The organism is Chryseobacterium sp. KACC 21268 (assembly GCA_028736075.1).
In the GTDB taxonomy this organism is placed as follows: Bacteria; Bacteroidota; Bacteroidia; order Flavobacteriales; family Weeksellaceae; genus Epilithonimonas.
In genome coordinates this window covers 3,243,519-3,258,563 of the sequence record CP117875.1, presented here as the reverse complement: position 1 = coordinate 3,258,563, position 15,045 = coordinate 3,243,519, and the positions used below count along the sequence as shown (strand labels likewise).

At 38.1% G+C, this 15,045-nt stretch carries 14 protein-coding genes; 5 read left to right on the top strand and 9 right to left on the bottom strand.

Annotation, left to right across the window (positions count from 1 at the left end):
- Nucleotides 1–39: 39 nt before the first annotated feature.
- The 3 genes from PQ459_14900 to PQ459_14890 form a co-directional block, all read right to left on the bottom strand.
- Complete coding sequence (locus PQ459_14900) at nt 40–582, bottom strand: helix-turn-helix domain-containing protein (protein WDF46184.1); 543 nt, start codon at nt 580–582, stop codon at nt 40–42.
- 21 nt (nt 583–603) lie between these two features.
- Entirely contained in the window at nt 604–1,161 is a 558-nt protein-coding gene (locus PQ459_14895) for an AraC family transcriptional regulator (GenBank protein WDF46183.1), read from the bottom strand.
- Nucleotides 1,162–1,242: 81 nt separating this feature from the next.
- On the bottom strand, nt 1,243–2,688 hold the full coding sequence (locus tag PQ459_14890; protein ID WDF46182.1) for a right-handed parallel beta-helix repeat-containing protein: 1,446 nt from the start codon (nt 2,686–2,688) through the stop codon (nt 1,243–1,245).
- Nucleotides 2,689–2,765: 77 nt separating this feature from the next.
- Here PQ459_14890 and PQ459_14885 point away from each other — a divergent pair, with 77 nt between their 5' ends.
- Together PQ459_14885 and PQ459_14880 are read left to right on the top strand one after the other, a co-directional pair.
- Entirely contained in the window at nt 2,766–3,626 is an 861-nt protein-coding gene (locus PQ459_14885) for an aldo/keto reductase (GenBank protein ID WDF46181.1), read from the top strand.
- 155 nt (nt 3,627–3,781) lie between these two features.
- A complete protein-coding gene (locus PQ459_14880) occupies nt 3,782–4,141 on the top strand; it encodes an RNA-binding protein (protein WDF46180.1) in 360 nt (119 codons plus the stop codon).
- A gap of 98 nt (nt 4,142–4,239) precedes the next feature.
- Here the strand turns inward: PQ459_14880 and PQ459_14875 are convergent, their stop codons facing one another.
- Genes PQ459_14875 through PQ459_14865 form a run of 3 tightly spaced genes read right to left on the bottom strand, consistent with a single transcriptional unit; the run spans nt 4,240 to nt 7,191 of the window.
- Nucleotides 4,240–6,036, bottom strand: a complete 1,797-nt coding sequence (locus PQ459_14875; protein ID WDF46179.1) for a DUF4153 domain-containing protein — start codon at nt 6,034–6,036, stop codon at nt 4,240–4,242.
- 53 nt (nt 6,037–6,089) lie between these two features.
- Complete coding sequence (locus tag PQ459_14870; protein ID WDF46178.1) at nt 6,090–6,578, bottom strand: BlaI/MecI/CopY family transcriptional regulator; 489 nt, start codon at nt 6,576–6,578, stop codon at nt 6,090–6,092.
- A 13-nt stretch (nt 6,579–6,591) separates the two neighbouring features.
- On the bottom strand, nt 6,592–7,191 hold the full coding sequence (locus PQ459_14865; GenBank protein WDF46177.1) for a phosphatase PAP2 family protein: 600 nt from the start codon (nt 7,189–7,191) through the stop codon (nt 6,592–6,594).
- A gap of 205 nt (nt 7,192–7,396) precedes the next feature.
- Here PQ459_14865 and pdhA point away from each other — a divergent pair, with 205 nt between their 5' ends.
- From pdhA to PQ459_14850, 3 genes are all read left to right on the top strand, one after another.
- Nucleotides 7,397–8,401, top strand: coding sequence for a pyruvate dehydrogenase (acetyl-transferring) E1 component subunit alpha (gene pdhA, locus PQ459_14860; GenBank protein WDF46176.1), 1,005 nt, complete (start codon nt 7,397–7,399; stop codon nt 8,399–8,401).
- 16 nt (nt 8,402–8,417) lie between these two features.
- Nucleotides 8,418–10,055: a 2-oxo acid dehydrogenase subunit E2 gene (locus tag PQ459_14855; protein ID WDF46175.1), complete on the top strand. Its 1,638-nt coding sequence runs from the start codon at nt 8,418–8,420 to the stop codon at nt 10,053–10,055.
- Nucleotides 10,056–10,683: 628 nt separating this feature from the next.
- Complete coding sequence (locus tag PQ459_14850) at nt 10,684–11,316, top strand: DUF2490 domain-containing protein (GenBank protein ID WDF46174.1); 633 nt, start codon at nt 10,684–10,686, stop codon at nt 11,314–11,316.
- 89 nt (nt 11,317–11,405) lie between these two features.
- On the opposite strand, the gene PQ459_14845 is transcribed toward PQ459_14850, so the two are convergent.
- From PQ459_14845 to PQ459_14835, 3 genes are all read right to left on the bottom strand, one after another.
- Nucleotides 11,406–11,852: a phosphohydrolase gene (locus PQ459_14845; protein WDF46173.1), complete on the bottom strand. Its 447-nt coding sequence runs from the start codon at nt 11,850–11,852 to the stop codon at nt 11,406–11,408.
- Entirely contained in the window at nt 11,853–12,158 is a 306-nt protein-coding gene (locus PQ459_14840) for a hypothetical protein (GenBank protein ID WDF46172.1), read from the bottom strand. It abuts the gene before it with no gap.
- Between the two features lie 76 nt (nt 12,159–12,234).
- Complete coding sequence (locus PQ459_14835; protein ID WDF46171.1) at nt 12,235–14,733, bottom strand: DNA translocase FtsK 4TM domain-containing protein; 2,499 nt, start codon at nt 14,731–14,733, stop codon at nt 12,235–12,237.
- Nucleotides 14,734–15,045 lie beyond the last annotated feature (312 nt).

The window sequence follows — 15,045 nt, the reverse complement described above, 5'->3', positions numbered from 1 at the left end:
AATTGATATGACAATTGTACGTCAGTTTTATGACAGAGTTTATAAGAAGTTGTTTTTCAGTTTAATACTGATATTTTGGTTTTGATTGAGGCTGATTCCGTTTTTGATGATGATGCAGATTTTTGTAATGATAAAGGCGATCAATGGAATCAAAAATAATGGAAATTTGATTGATATTGACCTCTGAATGAACGGAGAAATGATCATCAAAACAGAGAAAACTGAAGCCAGAATGATCTGAATGCTCACAACACTTTTCCCTAATTCTCTGTTGATGGGATCTTTGGTTTTGTAGGTCAAAATCGCTGGAAAAATAATGCTACCAAATGGAATGATCAATCCGCACAAGGCAGAAAGATTGATGAGTTTTGCTCGGTCGACTGTCGGATTTTCCTCTGCTGTAGGAAACAAATTTTCTGGTTGAATATCCAACGCTTCTGTAATCGCTTTCAGCGTAAAACCTTTGGGTGGATTTCCAGCTTCGATTCTCTGGATGGTTCGCAAAGAAAGTCCCGACTTTTCCGCTAATTCAGATTGGGTCAGGTTTTTTTGTTCTCGAAGGATTTTGAGGTTGGATTGCATTTGTTTTCTTTAAAATTGTGATCAAACCTTATCCAAAGCAATCCGTTTCTCATTAGAATTCAAAAACTGGGTAGGAGAGAAGCCTGTGATCTTTTTGAACTGATTGGAAAGATGCTGCACACTTTTGTAACCCAATTTCAAAGAAATTTCTGTCAGATTGAATTCCTTATAAAGCAAAAGTTCCTTCACCTTTTCAATTTTTTGAAGGATGAAATATTGTTCCAACGTCACATTTTCATTTTGTGAGAAAAGCTTGGAAATCGCGCTGTAATCTTTGTTGAGCTCAGAACTTAGAAATTCGGTCAGAATGAATTCTTCGGTGATATCTTCTTCAGATATTTTTTGGATGATCAGATTTTTGATCTTCTCGATCTGTTTTTTGGATGAATCTTCCAAGATTTCAAAACCAGTGGACTTTAGTTTAGAATTCAGGTTTTGGAGAACTTTGTCGGAAATCTCATTCTTAGTTTCCACTTCACCAAGTTCAATGTTGGAAAACTCAATCTCAAGTTCATCAAAAATAGCCTGGACGGCGGAAATACAACGGTTGCAAACCATATTTTTGATAGAGATCTTCATAAATCAAATTTAGTCAATTTATGGATATGAAAAAAGCACCACGATTTGTGATGCTTTTGTGAGATTTGATTTCAAAATCAATTATTTGATAATGAGTTTTGTGTTTGATCTTTTCCCTTCATATTGTTGGGTGATGATGTACACGCCAGATTGCAAATTGGTGTTGATTTCATTCTTTCCCTTGTTCACAATTGCAGAATGGACGACTTTCCCACTTAGATCTTGGATCACAATATTTCCTGCATTTTCTGTGTCAAGGAAAAAATGATTCTTGCTTGGATTTGGATAGATTTTCATAGATGATCTCGAAACATCTGAAACAGCAAGTGGATCAGCACAATTGTATGGTTTGAAGGAAACCGTATTTGGAGTTTGACTTCCGATAACGGCCTGCACCATTGCGTCTGTGGAAAGTTCGTCTTCTCGCCAGCAGTTTCCAATGGCATTCACAAGATTTGGAGTGTTGTTGAAGAGTGCAACAGTATTTCCTGCATTCGCATTGTTTTTGAAAATGTTATTACCAGGATCAGCTTCTGTTCCAAGGTCGATGATCGCATTGCTCAAAACCGTAATTCCCCAAAGATTGCCACGGATCTGATTGTTTCTTACCGTTACTTTTTGAGTTCCTGTGAGGGAGATTCCGCTTCCACCCAGGTTTGGTAGATTTTCCGTGTTGTTATTTTCAATGATGTTATCAATGATGATTCCGCTGCTTCCGCCACCTTGATGCGTGATTCCATATCTGTTATCTCTTACAGTATTTCCTTGAACTCTGAAGCGATTAAGTCCTCCCAACAAACCTGAAACCGAGATTCCGCCAGATTTGGTGATGGCTCTGTTCCCGATGACGGTATTGTTCAAAACTCTGGTAGAATCTACGCCAGAAGGCCCCATATTGATCTGCGGATAATTCCCATTGTCTGTATTGTTCCCATAGAAATTATTATTAATGATATCAATTGAGACAGCGCCTGAAGCTCCAGAATTGATTCCCGCTCTCGAGTTTTCCAGGAACTGAGAGTTTTTCACCACGTGTCCTGATCCCTGAAAAATCGCCAAAGCTGCACTGCTGGCAAGATTTGTAGTTCCTGAATTGTTGTTTTTATAAAGAATACAATTATCCATCAGAAATCCGGTGGTGAGAACGCGAACGCCGCCGCCATATTCAACTCGTGTATTTTTCATCTCGGCAACAGAACCTTCTTCGAAGCGAATGCCTCTGTACGGACTTCCAACTGTACTTGCTGTGATCGTAAAATTATCAGTAGACGTTTTGTACTCGCCATAGATGAAAATTGCAACACCGGAATTGACCTTCAAGGTTGTGTTTTCGTCAATCAAAAGCTTGTCTGTGGCAGAAAGTGTAAGGTCTGCAGTCAGCGTGTAATCTGTCCCACTTTTCACCAAAACTGTCGGTGCAGCAGCAGATAAGCTGGTCAGCGTGTAACTGGTTCCGTTATTCGGACTGGTGAATTGAGCCTTGGCAAAAGCGCAACCCAACATCAGTAAAAGAGTAAATTTCTTCATAAACTTAAATTTTTTGAATATCAAATTTATCAATGTATTTTGTGTTTAACATAATATATTTGTAAAAATTTATTAATATGTATTCAGAATTAATAGCTGGAACAATGCGTTGGGGCGTTTGGGGCGCAGATCATTCCGAGAGAAAAGTACAGGAACTGATAGAAGTTTGCCTGGAGGAAGAGATCAGTACCTTCGATCACGCCGATATTTACGGAGGTCACACTACGGAAGAACTTTTCGGTAATGCCTGGAAAGGAATGAATATCGAAAGAGATAAAATTCAATTGATCTCCAAATGTGGAATTGTGATGAATTCTGAGAAAAAGCCATCGCTTCTCAAATATTACAACTACGAACCTGATTATATCCTGAATTGTGTTGATGAGAGTCTCAGTAATTTGAAAACAGATTATCTTGACCTTCTTCTCTTGCATCGCCCTTCGCCTTTGTTGGATCCAGAAAAGGTTGCCAAGGTCTTTGAAACTTTGAAGTCCCAAGGGAAAGTGAAAGAATTTGGCGTGAGCAACTTTTCTGCTTCCCAATTCGACTTATTGAATCAATATTTTCCTTTAGTAACAAATCAAATCGAAGTCTCAGTCAATCATTTGGACGCTTTCTATGATGGTACTTTGGAGCAATTGATGCGCAAAGGTCTGAGACCGATGGCCTGGTCTGTGATGGGAAATTATTTCTCGGAAAAGACAGACCAGAATATCATTATTGGCAATGTCCTGAAAGAGCTTGCTGATAAATATGATGTTGAGGAAAACCAGCTGTTGTTAGCATTTATTTTGAAGCCTCTAGCGAAGATCATTCCCGTGATCGGAACCTCTAAAGTAGAAACCGTCAGACACTTGAAAAAATCACTATTGATTGATTTGGAAGCAATAGATTGGTTCCGGATATTGGAAGCAAGCCGAGGAAAACAGGTGGATTGACAGATTTTCAATTCACTTTAAATTAATTTTCAAAATATATAATTATTCAAAAATAATTGTATCTTGCACTCAATTATATTTGAAATCAATAATCTTCTTTTGTTGTTTTTCCTGATATAATATTAAAACAACAGTTAACTTAATTTTTTTTTAAAATGAACATTTTTGTTTCAAACATCAATTACGCAACTAAAGATTATCAGTTGCAAGAATTATTCGAAGAATTTGGAGAAGTAACTTCTGCAAAGATCATTACTGACCGTGACACTGGGAGATCAAAAGGATTTGGTTTCGTAGAAATGGGAGACGAAGAAGGAAAACAAGCATTAGATGCTTTAAATCAGAAAGAATTTAACGGTAAAATACTAAATGTTACCGAGGCTAGACCAAGAGAAGAGAAACCAAGAAGATCTTTCGATAACAACCGTGGTGGTGGTTACGGAGGTGGTAACAACCGTGGAGGTGGTTACGGTGGTGGAGAAAACCGTGGAGGCGGTGGAGGCGGCCGTTGGTAATATCCCTTTAACAAAACAAGAAAGCGATCTATTTTTAGATCGCTTTTTTTTGTGCTTGTAATTTATCAAATTGACCTCTGAAAAATGATTTTAAAATCTTACTTTTTCTTGATCAACAAATAGGCGTTTTCAAAATCTATGGTTGGTGAAGAATTGTTTTTGTGCTTTTCAATGATCAAATTTCCCAGTGATATTTTGAGATGATACTTTTCCAGATCACCTTCCATCGCCATTTCGGGTAAATTTATTTTTCCGATTTTTCCTTTGTATTTTGTTTTTAGATCTTTGATCAATGAAGAAAAATCGGCTTCTTCTTTAGAATTTAAAATAACTTTGAACTGCGGTTCCTCATCTGTGATTCTGTCGAAGATCTCAAACGTGTCATTGCCAATCGTTTTGGCGCTGTGGTTATATCTGTTGAAATAAACAACATAATCGTAACCACTAACATCTACAATTTGTTGATTTGAAATTAATTCTAATCTTTGATAATCCGAGGTCGATTTATCTGTCTTTTTAATATTAGAAAATTGGTCTTTTACAATGTAGTAAAGCGAATATGAATTTTTAGACTGAGCAATATCTTTAGCTAGATCTTTCTGTTTGTCGTCTATTAATTTGATTAGAGATTCGGTTTCATTCCTTTTGCCCAAAAATTCAAACTTGTTCGCAATTTCCGTCGCTGTGCTATCGACAACTCGCCTGGAAAAATCGATTTTCTGGTTGTTGTCAAGCAATTTATTTTCATTGAGGATTTGAAGCAGTTGATTTTTCTGACTTCGTTTTGCTACGGAAAATGTATTGAGATAAGGGAATATCAAAGCAAACAATCCAAAGGCAAACAAACTCGTTGGAATGAATTTGATACTTGCATTTTTATTAATGATAAAATAGAAAACGACTGTAGCCAACCAAATTGAAAGTAGCACGACAAAGTATCTCGGTTCCGTGTATCCGTATTCCAGGATCCTTGTAAAAATGGCGGTGAAAAGTAAAATCAATAATGGAATTAAGGTAAAGTAGAAGATCTTTGAGAACATTTTGACCCAAGATTTCGCCGAGTTTTCTTTCAAAGGATGAACCAGCAATATCGCCAAAATCCCAACAATCGAGTAGGCGAGCACAAGATATGAAACCCAACCTCTCGGCAATTCCCAATTGATGAGGATCTTCGCCGAATAGAAATACAAGATGACAACATATATAATAAGGAGTGGGATCAGAATATATTGCGTGAAAAATTTCAGAACGACTGGATAATTGCCTTCTTTTTCCAGATATTCCAAACCTTTTTCATTGAATAAAAGAAAGATAAAACTACTTCCAAATATGGCTAATAAATAAAAAAAGCGCAGATATATTTTATCATTAAAATTAAAATCAAAAAGCTTGTCCACCGCGACAATCGCCAATTCGACTCCGCCAGTCAAAACGCCTGTGAAAATCACAGTCAAGACAATATTAATGAAAAGATTCTTGTTGTATTGCCAAAAATGCATCTCGGTTTTCTGCCTGAAAAATGAAGCAAACGAAACGAAAAGATGCGATAAAATGAAAGTTGGAATTAGTAGAAATGCATAAACTTCGGTGAAATCTTTTTGCAATTTTGGCAACAGAAAATAGAATCCTATTAAGAATGAAATTCCGCCAACTTCGAGCAAGATTTGTTTTCCAATTCTCTGCGAAAGGATCTTCAAACCAAACAACAATGAAATTCCCAAGCAAAAAACCAACATCAATTTGGTCAACGTGAAAACTTTTTCGCTAGTACGGAAATTTTCCTCAGCGATGAACATCAAAGAAATCGAAGCCGACAAAGCCATCAATAAAACCAAAGGGAATTGCCGAATGGCAAAACTCGCTTTCCCGAAAATCTCGTTTAACTTTTGATTCATAATGTTGGAGGTTTGAGAATTAAATTATAATCGAAAGTAAAAAATTCTACATCTTATTTGCTTTTCTTTTTACCTTTTTTCTTTTCCTTTTTATCTTTTTTCTTTGACTTTTTCTCGCCAGTGATTTCTTTGATGAAATCCTGAATGTGATTGTCTTCCTCAATATTTTCTTTGAAAGAAACGTCGGTAGTTTTTCCCTCAAAAAACTGGTTAAAGTCTTTTGATTCGACAAATTTTTCTTCAACCAAAACTTTCAATAATTCGCTTCCTGAATTGTTGAAGTAAGTTTCTAGAAAGCGTTTTAGAACAAATTTCTTGTAATCATCAAAACCGATTGTTGGCGTGTAAAGATAGATTCTGCCTTGTTTTTCGGTTGAAAGATAATCTTTGTCCACCAGGATTTTCAAGAATGTGGAAACTGTGTTTTGATGAGGTTTTGGTTCTGGATAAATGTCCATCAATTCTCGGAAGTAGATTTGACCTTTGTGCCAGATGAGTTGCATTATTTCTTCTTCAGAAGGCGTTAACGTTTGTAACATCATAAAAATAAATATTTTAGAAAATAATGGCGTTCACCATTACAAGATAGATTAAAGATACAAAAATAGCGATCGCGCCACCGGACAAAACTTCTTTTGGTGTGTGTCTTTTGAGGATCACTCTGGTAATTGCAATGACGATTGAAAGCAGAAACCAAAAGATCCCGATCACTGGTTCTATGGTGAAGAACAAAGCCGCAACATAAATATTCAGACTCGTGTGCATCGAACTTTTGATGAAGAAATTACTGACCTGCATCAATATTAATAGAATACAAAGCATAAAAATTGCCCAGTCCATTTCCTTGTGAAGGTAAAAATCCACGGCCAAGAAGATGACCGTTGCAATAATAATGAAGATGTAAAGCGAATGCCGTTGCTTGCGATTCGAAACATCCATATTGGTGTAATTCCCATTCTTCACATTTCTGTAGATCCAAAGCGCAACAGGAATGATCAGTAAAAGTAGGATCGGTAAAAACTTTGCAGAAGCCTGCTCCCACGTGTAATTCTTGTAACTGTAATAGAAAAAGTAAATGACAAGAGAAACCAACGGGTTGAAGAAATTCGAGATAACTCTCGAAAGCGTAATAATAATTGGGTTTTTGATTTCCATTCAGCAAAATTTCGACCTCAATATACAACATTTATCATTTTCTCCAAACTTCTCTCTTTGAATTAAGTTCATTAATAATGCAATCGATTGCGCAATTTTTTATATTAAATTGACCTAATGAATTTAATCTGTGGAAAAATATGATAATATGCATACAATAAAGAAATATTTTTTTCTTATTTTTGCTACATATTTCGAAATTACAATGAAAGAATTTTCAAAAGAAGTCTACCTTAAATGGTATGAAGAAATGACGATGTGGAGAAGGTTTGAAGACAAATGCCGTTCTCTTTATCTTAAACAGAAAATCAGAGGTTTCTTACACCTTTATAACGGTCAGGAAGCCATTCCAGCAGGTTTTACCCACGCAATGGACCTTTCCAAAGACAGTATGATCACAGCATACAGATGTCACATCCATCCAATGGCAATGGGCGTTGACCCAAAAAGAATCATGGCAGAACTTTGTGGAAAAGCTACAGGAACATCTCAGGGAATGGGAGGTTCTATGCATATTTTCAGTAAAGAACACCGTTTTTATGGTGGTCACGGTATCGTTGGCGGTCAGATTCCTTTGGGAGCAGGTATTGCTTTCGGTGACAAATATTTTGACAGAAAAGCGGTCAACATCTGTTTTATGGGTGATGGTGCTGTTCGTCAGGGTGCGCTTCACGAGACTTTCAATATGGCAATGAACTGGAAACTTCCTGTGGTATTCGTTTGTGAGAACAATGGTTACGCAATGGGAACATCTGTGAAAAGAACTGCCAACCACGAAGATATTTATAAATTAGGATTAGGATATGAGATGCCTTGTCTTCCTGTAGATGCAATGGATCCAGAGAAAGTGGCAGAAGCGGCTTACGAAGCGATCGAAAGAGCAAGAAGAGGAGACGGACCAACTTTCATCGAGGCTAGAACATACCGTTACAGAGGTCACTCTATGTCGGATGCTGAACCTTACAGATCAAAAGACGAAGTGGCGCAATACAAATTGGAAGATCCGATCGAGATTGTGAAACAAAGAATCTTTGATAACAATTGGGCGACCCAAGAAGAATTGGACGCTTTGGAAGAAAAATCAAGAGAGTTTGTAGAAGAATGTGTAGAGTTTATGGAGAATTCTCCGTATCCAGATGCAAATCTTCTTTATGACTATGTATATTCCACTCCGGATTATCCATTCATCAACAAATTAGAAAATAATTAATTTTATAAAAAAAATTATGGCAGAAGTAATTACGATGCCCCGTTTGTCGGATACGATGACGGAAGGCAAAGTTTCAAAATGGCACAAAAAAGTTGGTGATACTGTAAAAGAAGGTGATATTCTTGCAGAGATCGAAACAGATAAAGCAGTTCAGGATTTTGAATCCGAGATCAACGGAACATTATTATTCGTTGGTGTAGAGGAAGGTTCTGCTGCACCAGTAGATTCTATTTTGGCAATCATAGGTAAAGAAGGAGAAGATATTTCTTCACTAACGAATGGCGGAGGTGCAAAACCGGAAGCTGCTGCTGAAAGTAAATCTGAGGAAGAATCAAAAACGCAAGGCGAATCTACAGATGTAGAAACTGAAAGCACTGAATCAACGAGCGGAGCCGAAGTGCCTGAAGGTGTAGAGGTGATTACAATGCCTCGTCTTTCTGATACAATGACCGAAGGGAAAGTTGCAAAATGGCAAAAGAACGTTGGTGACACTGTAAAAGAAGGTGACATCCTTGCAGAGATCGAAACTGACAAAGCTGTTCAGGATTTCGAATCTGAAGTGAACGGAACTTTATTATACCAAGGTGTTGCTGAAGGTGACGCTGCGGAAGTAGATAAGATTTTAGCAATCATCGGCCCTGCAGGAACAGACGTTTCTGGTGTGGTTTCAGGTGGCGGTAAAAAAGCAGCTGCTCCAAAAGCAGAAGCTAAAACAGAAACCAAAGCTGAAGATAAAAAAGAAGAGGCTCCAGTGGCTGCATCTTCTACAGGTGAAAGAATCGCGATCTCTCCTTTGGCTAAAAAAATCGCACAAGATAAAGGTGTAGATTTCTCCGCTATCAAAGGTTCTGGTGAGAACGGAAGAATCGTGAAAAAGGATGTTGAAAACTATCAGCCGTCTGCTCAGCCAGCAGCTGCAGCTTCAGCGCCGAAAGCGGTTTCTGCTCAGCCAAGTGTAGCATTCACGCCAGGAGAAGATTCTGAAACTGTGAATTCTCAAATGAGAAACATCATCGCGAAGAGATTGGGTGAAAGTAAATTCACTGCGCCACATTATTATCTGACTGTTGAGATCAACATGGATAAGGCGATCGAAGCGAGAAAAGAAATGAATGCTGTGCCAGATACCAAAGTATCTTTCAACGATATGGTGATCAAAGCGGTTGCAGTGGCATTGAGAAAACATCCACAGGTTAATTCTTCTTGGGCAGGTGACAAGATCATCCACCACGGGAATATCAACGTTGGGGTAGCAGTAGCTGTTCCGGACGGATTGGTAGTTCCAGTATTGAAGAATACAGACTTTATGTCTTACAACGACATCTCCGCATCTGTAAAAGATATGGCTGGAAGAGCGAAAACAAAAGCGCTTAAAGCTAACGAAATGGAAGGTTCTACTTTCTCTGTTTCAAATCTTGGAATGTTCGGAATCGAGACGTTTACATCGATCATCAACCAACCGAATTCTGCAATCTTATCTGTAGGAGCCATCGTGGAGAAACCGATTGTAAAAAACGGACAGATTGTTGTTGGAAACACAATGAAATTGTCTCTAGCTTGTGACCACAGAGTAATCGATGGCGCAACAGGTGCTCAGTTCTTGCAAACGCTTAGAACTTATCTGGAAAGTCCATTGACGCTTTTATTAGGATAAAAACTTGTTCGAAATATTTTATAAAACCTTTCAATTCTGTTGAAGGGTTTTTTTTATTTCTGAATTTGAATTTTTAGGAATTGGTATTAGACTGTAATTTTGTTTAATGATTTGAATTATATTAAAACAGATTGTTTATAGAAAACCACAACTTGTATTTGGTTTAAACAAGTTGTTTAGAGAAAAACACAACTTATATTTAGTTTAAACAGATTGCGTAGAGAAAACCACAACTTGTATTTTGTTTAAACAAGTTGGTTGGAATGGATTACACTTAGATATAATTCTAGAATAAATTTTAATTGATGGACTCAGGTCTTGCTGATAACCCAAGCTGCGTAAGGGATGGAAGCGGTTATCCTTTTTGTCTTGGGCTAAATATTAATTTGGATGGGAAACGTTCTAGACAAAAAGATAATAGTGGACAGCCCGACCCGCTTGTTTTTTGCTGAACTGAGAGCGCTCTATAAAAATGGAGAAACGTCTGAGCAAAAACAAAGGGATACGCCCAAATAATTAGCATTTCAATTTGGGATTTGATTATATTTGTGCCGTGAAAAAGCTCAGTTTTTTATTTCTTTTCGTAGGAAGTTTGGTGTTTGGACAAGATCATTTGTCGGGGTTCAATATGATGTCTTTTACGTACAAAGCGAGCCCGAAATGGATGGCCTATGTAGAGCTGCAGACGAGAGCCAGACGGGATTACACCGTGATCGACTATTATGAGACGAAGGGCGGAATTGGCTACAACATCACGAAAAACAATCAGGTTTTTGTAGGCGCCGGGCGGTACGGAACTTACGAAAAGATGAAAATCTCTCAGGAGGAATTCCGGATGTGGTTGCAATATACTTTTACGCAGCGGCTTGGAAAGTTGAAGCTGGATCACAGGGGTAGGGCAGAGCAGCGCTATTTCTACGCCAGCCAAACGGGCGAACATACCAAGGCAAACCGTTTCCGATACCGACTGAGCGCTACTTTGCCGATCAATAAAGATAAGGTGCAGGAAGAAACTTTCTTCGTGAATGCTTTTGAGGAAATCTTCCTTGGACCTGTGGACCCAAACTTCAAGCGTAACCGGACTTTCGCAGGTTTTGGTTATCAGTTCAACCACAGTTTGTCTGTGACTTCAGGTTATATGTTCCAGCGGGAATTTGCTTTGAAAGGAAATGATAATTTTCACTTCCTCTATTTCGCGCTCAACTTTACGATTGATGGGACGGATGACGAGAAGGATATTGTGATCCCGATGGTGGATTAAAAATTGTTTCCCCAACACTAAAGGGTGCAATTTTTCTGAAATTTTCCTCCCTTTAGGATTAGGGAAAGAAAATTTCAGAATGAATTATTCTAATATTTTTCAATCAGATAAAGATAGGCTTTCAGATATTTGTTGAAGCGTTTCAAATCTTTTTCTTCGAGCAATGTTGTACATCTGGTGAGGTCCATATTGTCGCGCAGGTCATTCAGTTTTACAGCGATTGCCAACGGACTTTTCTCTATCCTTGCCACGAACGCGTCATAATCCAAATGTTCCTCTTCCCGTTTCGTTAGACATTCCACAGCTTCTAGAATGTGTTCCGGAAAACCTTTTTCTCGGAGAAATTCTAGTGGGAATTCTGGGTTGTCTTCCACAACATCGTGCAGGATGCCAACGATCTTTTCGTCGATGGTCTTTCCCGCATTCATCACGCGGAAAACGTGACCTAAGTAAGGCGCATCGTATTTGTCGGTTTGTTTTTTATGCGCTTTGGTAGCGATTTTTATGGCTTTGTAGAGGAGTTCGTGTGTGGACATTTATTTGTTCTTTTCTTTTTTATTGACGTCGGTCGAATCTTTATTTTGAGGTAATTCGGAGTATTGCTGGTTTGGTTTTTTGTTCAGCATCCTGTATTGAGAGGCCTTTGCAGAGTCTACATTTTTGTAAAATGCAGCACCGTTGTTCCCTCTTTTGATTTCATTGGTTTTTGTAGAATCCGCTTTATGATAAGGATTTGCTGGAATCTTATTCTCGCGTTTTTCGCTTGGTTTTGTTTCTCTTAATTTTTGTGAGAATGCCAATCCAAAAGTTAGTGTGGCTAATATTAAAATTACTTTTTTCATCGGTTTAAATTTTTGAATAAAATTATAAAAAAACCTTAACTAATTGTGTTAAGGCTTTATTAAAGTATAGTCTAATTTATCTCCCTTTCAACTCATCAAACAAGCGTTCCAAAGAACCAAGGTCGGAGATCAAAACCTCTCTCGCCTTCGCACCGTTGAAACCGCCAACTACGCCTGCTGCTTCCAGCTGATCCATAATTCTTCCGGCCCTGTTGTATCCTAGTTTAAGCTGTCTTTGAAGCATTGATGTTGAACCTTGTTGTGTCGAAATGACGATTCTTGCCGCGTCTTCAAAAAGCTGATCTTTCTCGTTCGGGTCGAAGGCACCAACGGTTGAACTGCCTTCGTCGCTGGAATATTCTGGAAGAAGATAAGCGTCTGGATAACCTTTTTGTTCACCCACAAATTCCGCAATTCTTTCTACTTCCGGCGTATCTACAAACGCACATTGCAAACGCGTCAAATCATTTCCGTTGAAGTAAAGCATATCACCACGTCCAACCAATTGCTCTGCTCCAGGCGAATCCAAGATGGTCTTAGAATCGACTCCCGAAATTACACGGAAGGCAATCCTCGCAGGGAAATTCGCTTTGATCATACCTGTGATGACGTTTACGGAAGGTCTTTGTGTCGCAACGATCAAGTGGATTCCAATCGCTCTGGCCAACTGCGCTAGACGTGCAATCGGGTGTTCAACTTCTTTTCCTGCAGTCATGATCAGATCGGCGAACTCATCGACAACCAAAACGATGTAAGGCAAATATCGGTGTCCGTTTTCGGGATTCAGTTTTCTTTGAGCGAATTTGGCGTTGTATTCCTTAATGTTTTTACAGAATGCATTTTTCAAAAGGTCATATCGCTGATCCATTTCGATACAAAGTGAATTTAAAGTGTTGATCACTTTTGCATTGTCTGTAATGATCGCGTCTTCTGTGTCAGGCAATTTTGCCAAGTAATGTCTTTCGATCTTCGAATATAGAGAAAGCTCCACTTTCTTCGGATCTACCATTACGAATTTCAGTTCGCTCGGGTGTTTCTTATATATTAAAGAAGTCAAGATCGCATTGATCCCAACCGATTTTCCTTGTCCGGTTGCTCCAGCCATCAATAAGTGAGGCATTTTTGCAAGATCCGCCACGAAAACCTCGTTGGAAATCGTCTTTCCAAAAACAATTGGAAGATCCATATCCGCAGTTTGGAATTTCGGCGATGCAACAACGGAACGCATAGAAACCATTGTCGGATTTTTTCGTGGAACCTCAATTCCTATCGTTCCTTTTCCTGGCATTGGTGCGATGATACGGATTCCAAGTGCGGAAAGATTCAGAGCAATATCATCCTGCAATTTTTTGATCGCTGAAACTCGGATTCCCGCTTCTGGTACTATTTCGTAGAGTGTAACTGTTGGTCCGATCGTCGCTTTGATCTCAGAAATTCCAACGTTGAAAGTTTTTAGCAAGCCAACAATCCTGTTTTTATTTTCTTCTAATTCGTCGTGGTTGATTGTGATTTCCTCATTGCCGTAATCTTTTAATAATTCAACAGAAGGCATCTGGAACTTGGCCAAATCCAATTTGTGGTCGTACAAGCCGTGTTTGCTGACAAGGTCGTCAGATTTTTGCTGTTCCGCTGTTGGTACAAAGACTTCCTCTTTCTTTACTTCGATATTAAGCGTGATGTCGTCATTAGCTTTTACAACTGGCGTCTCTACTAAAGGTTTCTCTATAACAATTGGTTGGTCAACGATTGGTTTTTGAATTGGAGTTTCAGTGGATAAGACAATCTGTTCATGCTGAATTTCTTTAAGATCTTCAACAAACGTTGTTTTATTAGGCGTTTTTATCGGCTCAAAATCCTGGGTCACTTTGATGTTGCTAAAATCATTGTCGGTCTTGCCTGAAACTTCGTTAACAGTTAATTTTTCTGGAACAATTTCTCTATCCAATTCTTCATCCGCTTCAAAATCTTCATTGGAATCTGGCATCAGACCTTTCAGCTTGCCGAATGTGTTATCATTGATGTCATTCAGTTTATTTTTAATAGAGCTTGGTCTTAGATTGAATTCCAAAACAAAATATAAAGCGAAACTTACAAAAAGTACCATCCAAAGTCCGACAGAACCGATGTAAGATTTCAGATAATCCATAATTTGATAACCATAGACACCTCCCAGAACACCTTCACCGCCAGTAACTGCACCGAAGAAAATGGGTGTCCAGCAAATGAAAAATAGACTGTGCGAAATGGTTTTCCAAGGTTTGAAATACGTTTTCTTAAAAATCAATGTTCCGAAGACCAAAAATAAAAATGCCACAACAAATGCTGCAACACCGATACTTTCGAAGATGAAAAGATTGCCCAACCAATCACCAATTTTCCCAAACAGATTAGAAGAAACTACGGTTTTATCCGCCATTGTTCCTGCCTGACTTTGATCTGCTTTCCAATTCATCAGATAAGAAACGAAAGAAAGCGTCAAAACAATGGATAATACAATGAAAGTAATACCAGAAATGATCCTTGGTTTGGAGATGATTTTGCTCGCAGCAGTTGTGTTTTTTTGTTCTATACTCATTTTAAAAATCGACAATAGTTGCAAATTTAATGTTTTTTATGAGTCATATAAATTGTTGAGGGACATTTTTAAATTATTTAAAATGATAAAAATTTTAGCATTCTAATTTTCAACATAAAACCGCTTATTAAGAATGTTTCAAAATAAGCGCAATCCCTTTTAAAGTGACAAAAAACAGTTTTTTTTGATGCCGTTGTGGTTTATCATCCTTATTTTTGTAAACTATAAATTTCAGAATGAAACCGCCGGAAAGTAAGCTTATAATAAATGTTAATAAGCATTTGGCGACGACATCTGACAAACAAAAAACAA

Coding starts and splice junctions, on each gene's coding strand:
- PQ459_14845 (WDF46173.1), bottom strand. CDS start 11,852: ATGTCCACACACGAACTCCTCTACAAAGCCATAAAAATCGCTACCAAA.
- PQ459_14865 (WDF46177.1), bottom strand. CDS start 7,191: ATGGAAATCAAAAACCCAATTATTATTACGCTTTCGAGAGTTATCTCG.
- PQ459_14835 (WDF46171.1), bottom strand. CDS start 14,733: ATGAGTATAGAACAAAAAAACACAACTGCTGCGAGCAAAATCATCTCC.
- PQ459_14885 (WDF46181.1), top strand. CDS start 2,766: ATGTATTCAGAATTAATAGCTGGAACAATGCGTTGGGGCGTTTGGGGC.
- PQ459_14855 (WDF46175.1), top strand. CDS start 8,418: ATGGCAGAAGTAATTACGATGCCCCGTTTGTCGGATACGATGACGGAA.
- PQ459_14840 (WDF46172.1), bottom strand. CDS start 12,158: ATGAAAAAAGTAATTTTAATATTAGCCACACTAACTTTTGGATTGGCA.
- PQ459_14875 (WDF46179.1), bottom strand. CDS start 6,036: ATGAATCAAAAGTTAAACGAGATTTTCGGGAAAGCGAGTTTTGCCATT.
- PQ459_14880 (WDF46180.1), top strand. CDS start 3,782: ATGAACATTTTTGTTTCAAACATCAATTACGCAACTAAAGATTATCAG.
- PQ459_14900 (WDF46184.1), bottom strand. CDS start 582: ATGCAATCCAACCTCAAAATCCTTCGAGAACAAAAAAACCTGACCCAA.
- PQ459_14895 (WDF46183.1), bottom strand. CDS start 1,161: ATGAAGATCTCTATCAAAAATATGGTTTGCAACCGTTGTATTTCCGCC.
- pdhA (WDF46176.1), top strand. CDS start 7,397: ATGAAAGAATTTTCAAAAGAAGTCTACCTTAAATGGTATGAAGAAATG.
- PQ459_14890 (WDF46182.1), bottom strand. CDS start 2,688: ATGAAGAAATTTACTCTTTTACTGATGTTGGGTTGCGCTTTTGCCAAG.
- PQ459_14870 (WDF46178.1), bottom strand. CDS start 6,578: ATGATGTTACAAACGTTAACGCCTTCTGAAGAAGAAATAATGCAACTC.
- PQ459_14850 (WDF46174.1), top strand. CDS start 10,684: ATGATGTCTTTTACGTACAAAGCGAGCCCGAAATGGATGGCCTATGTA.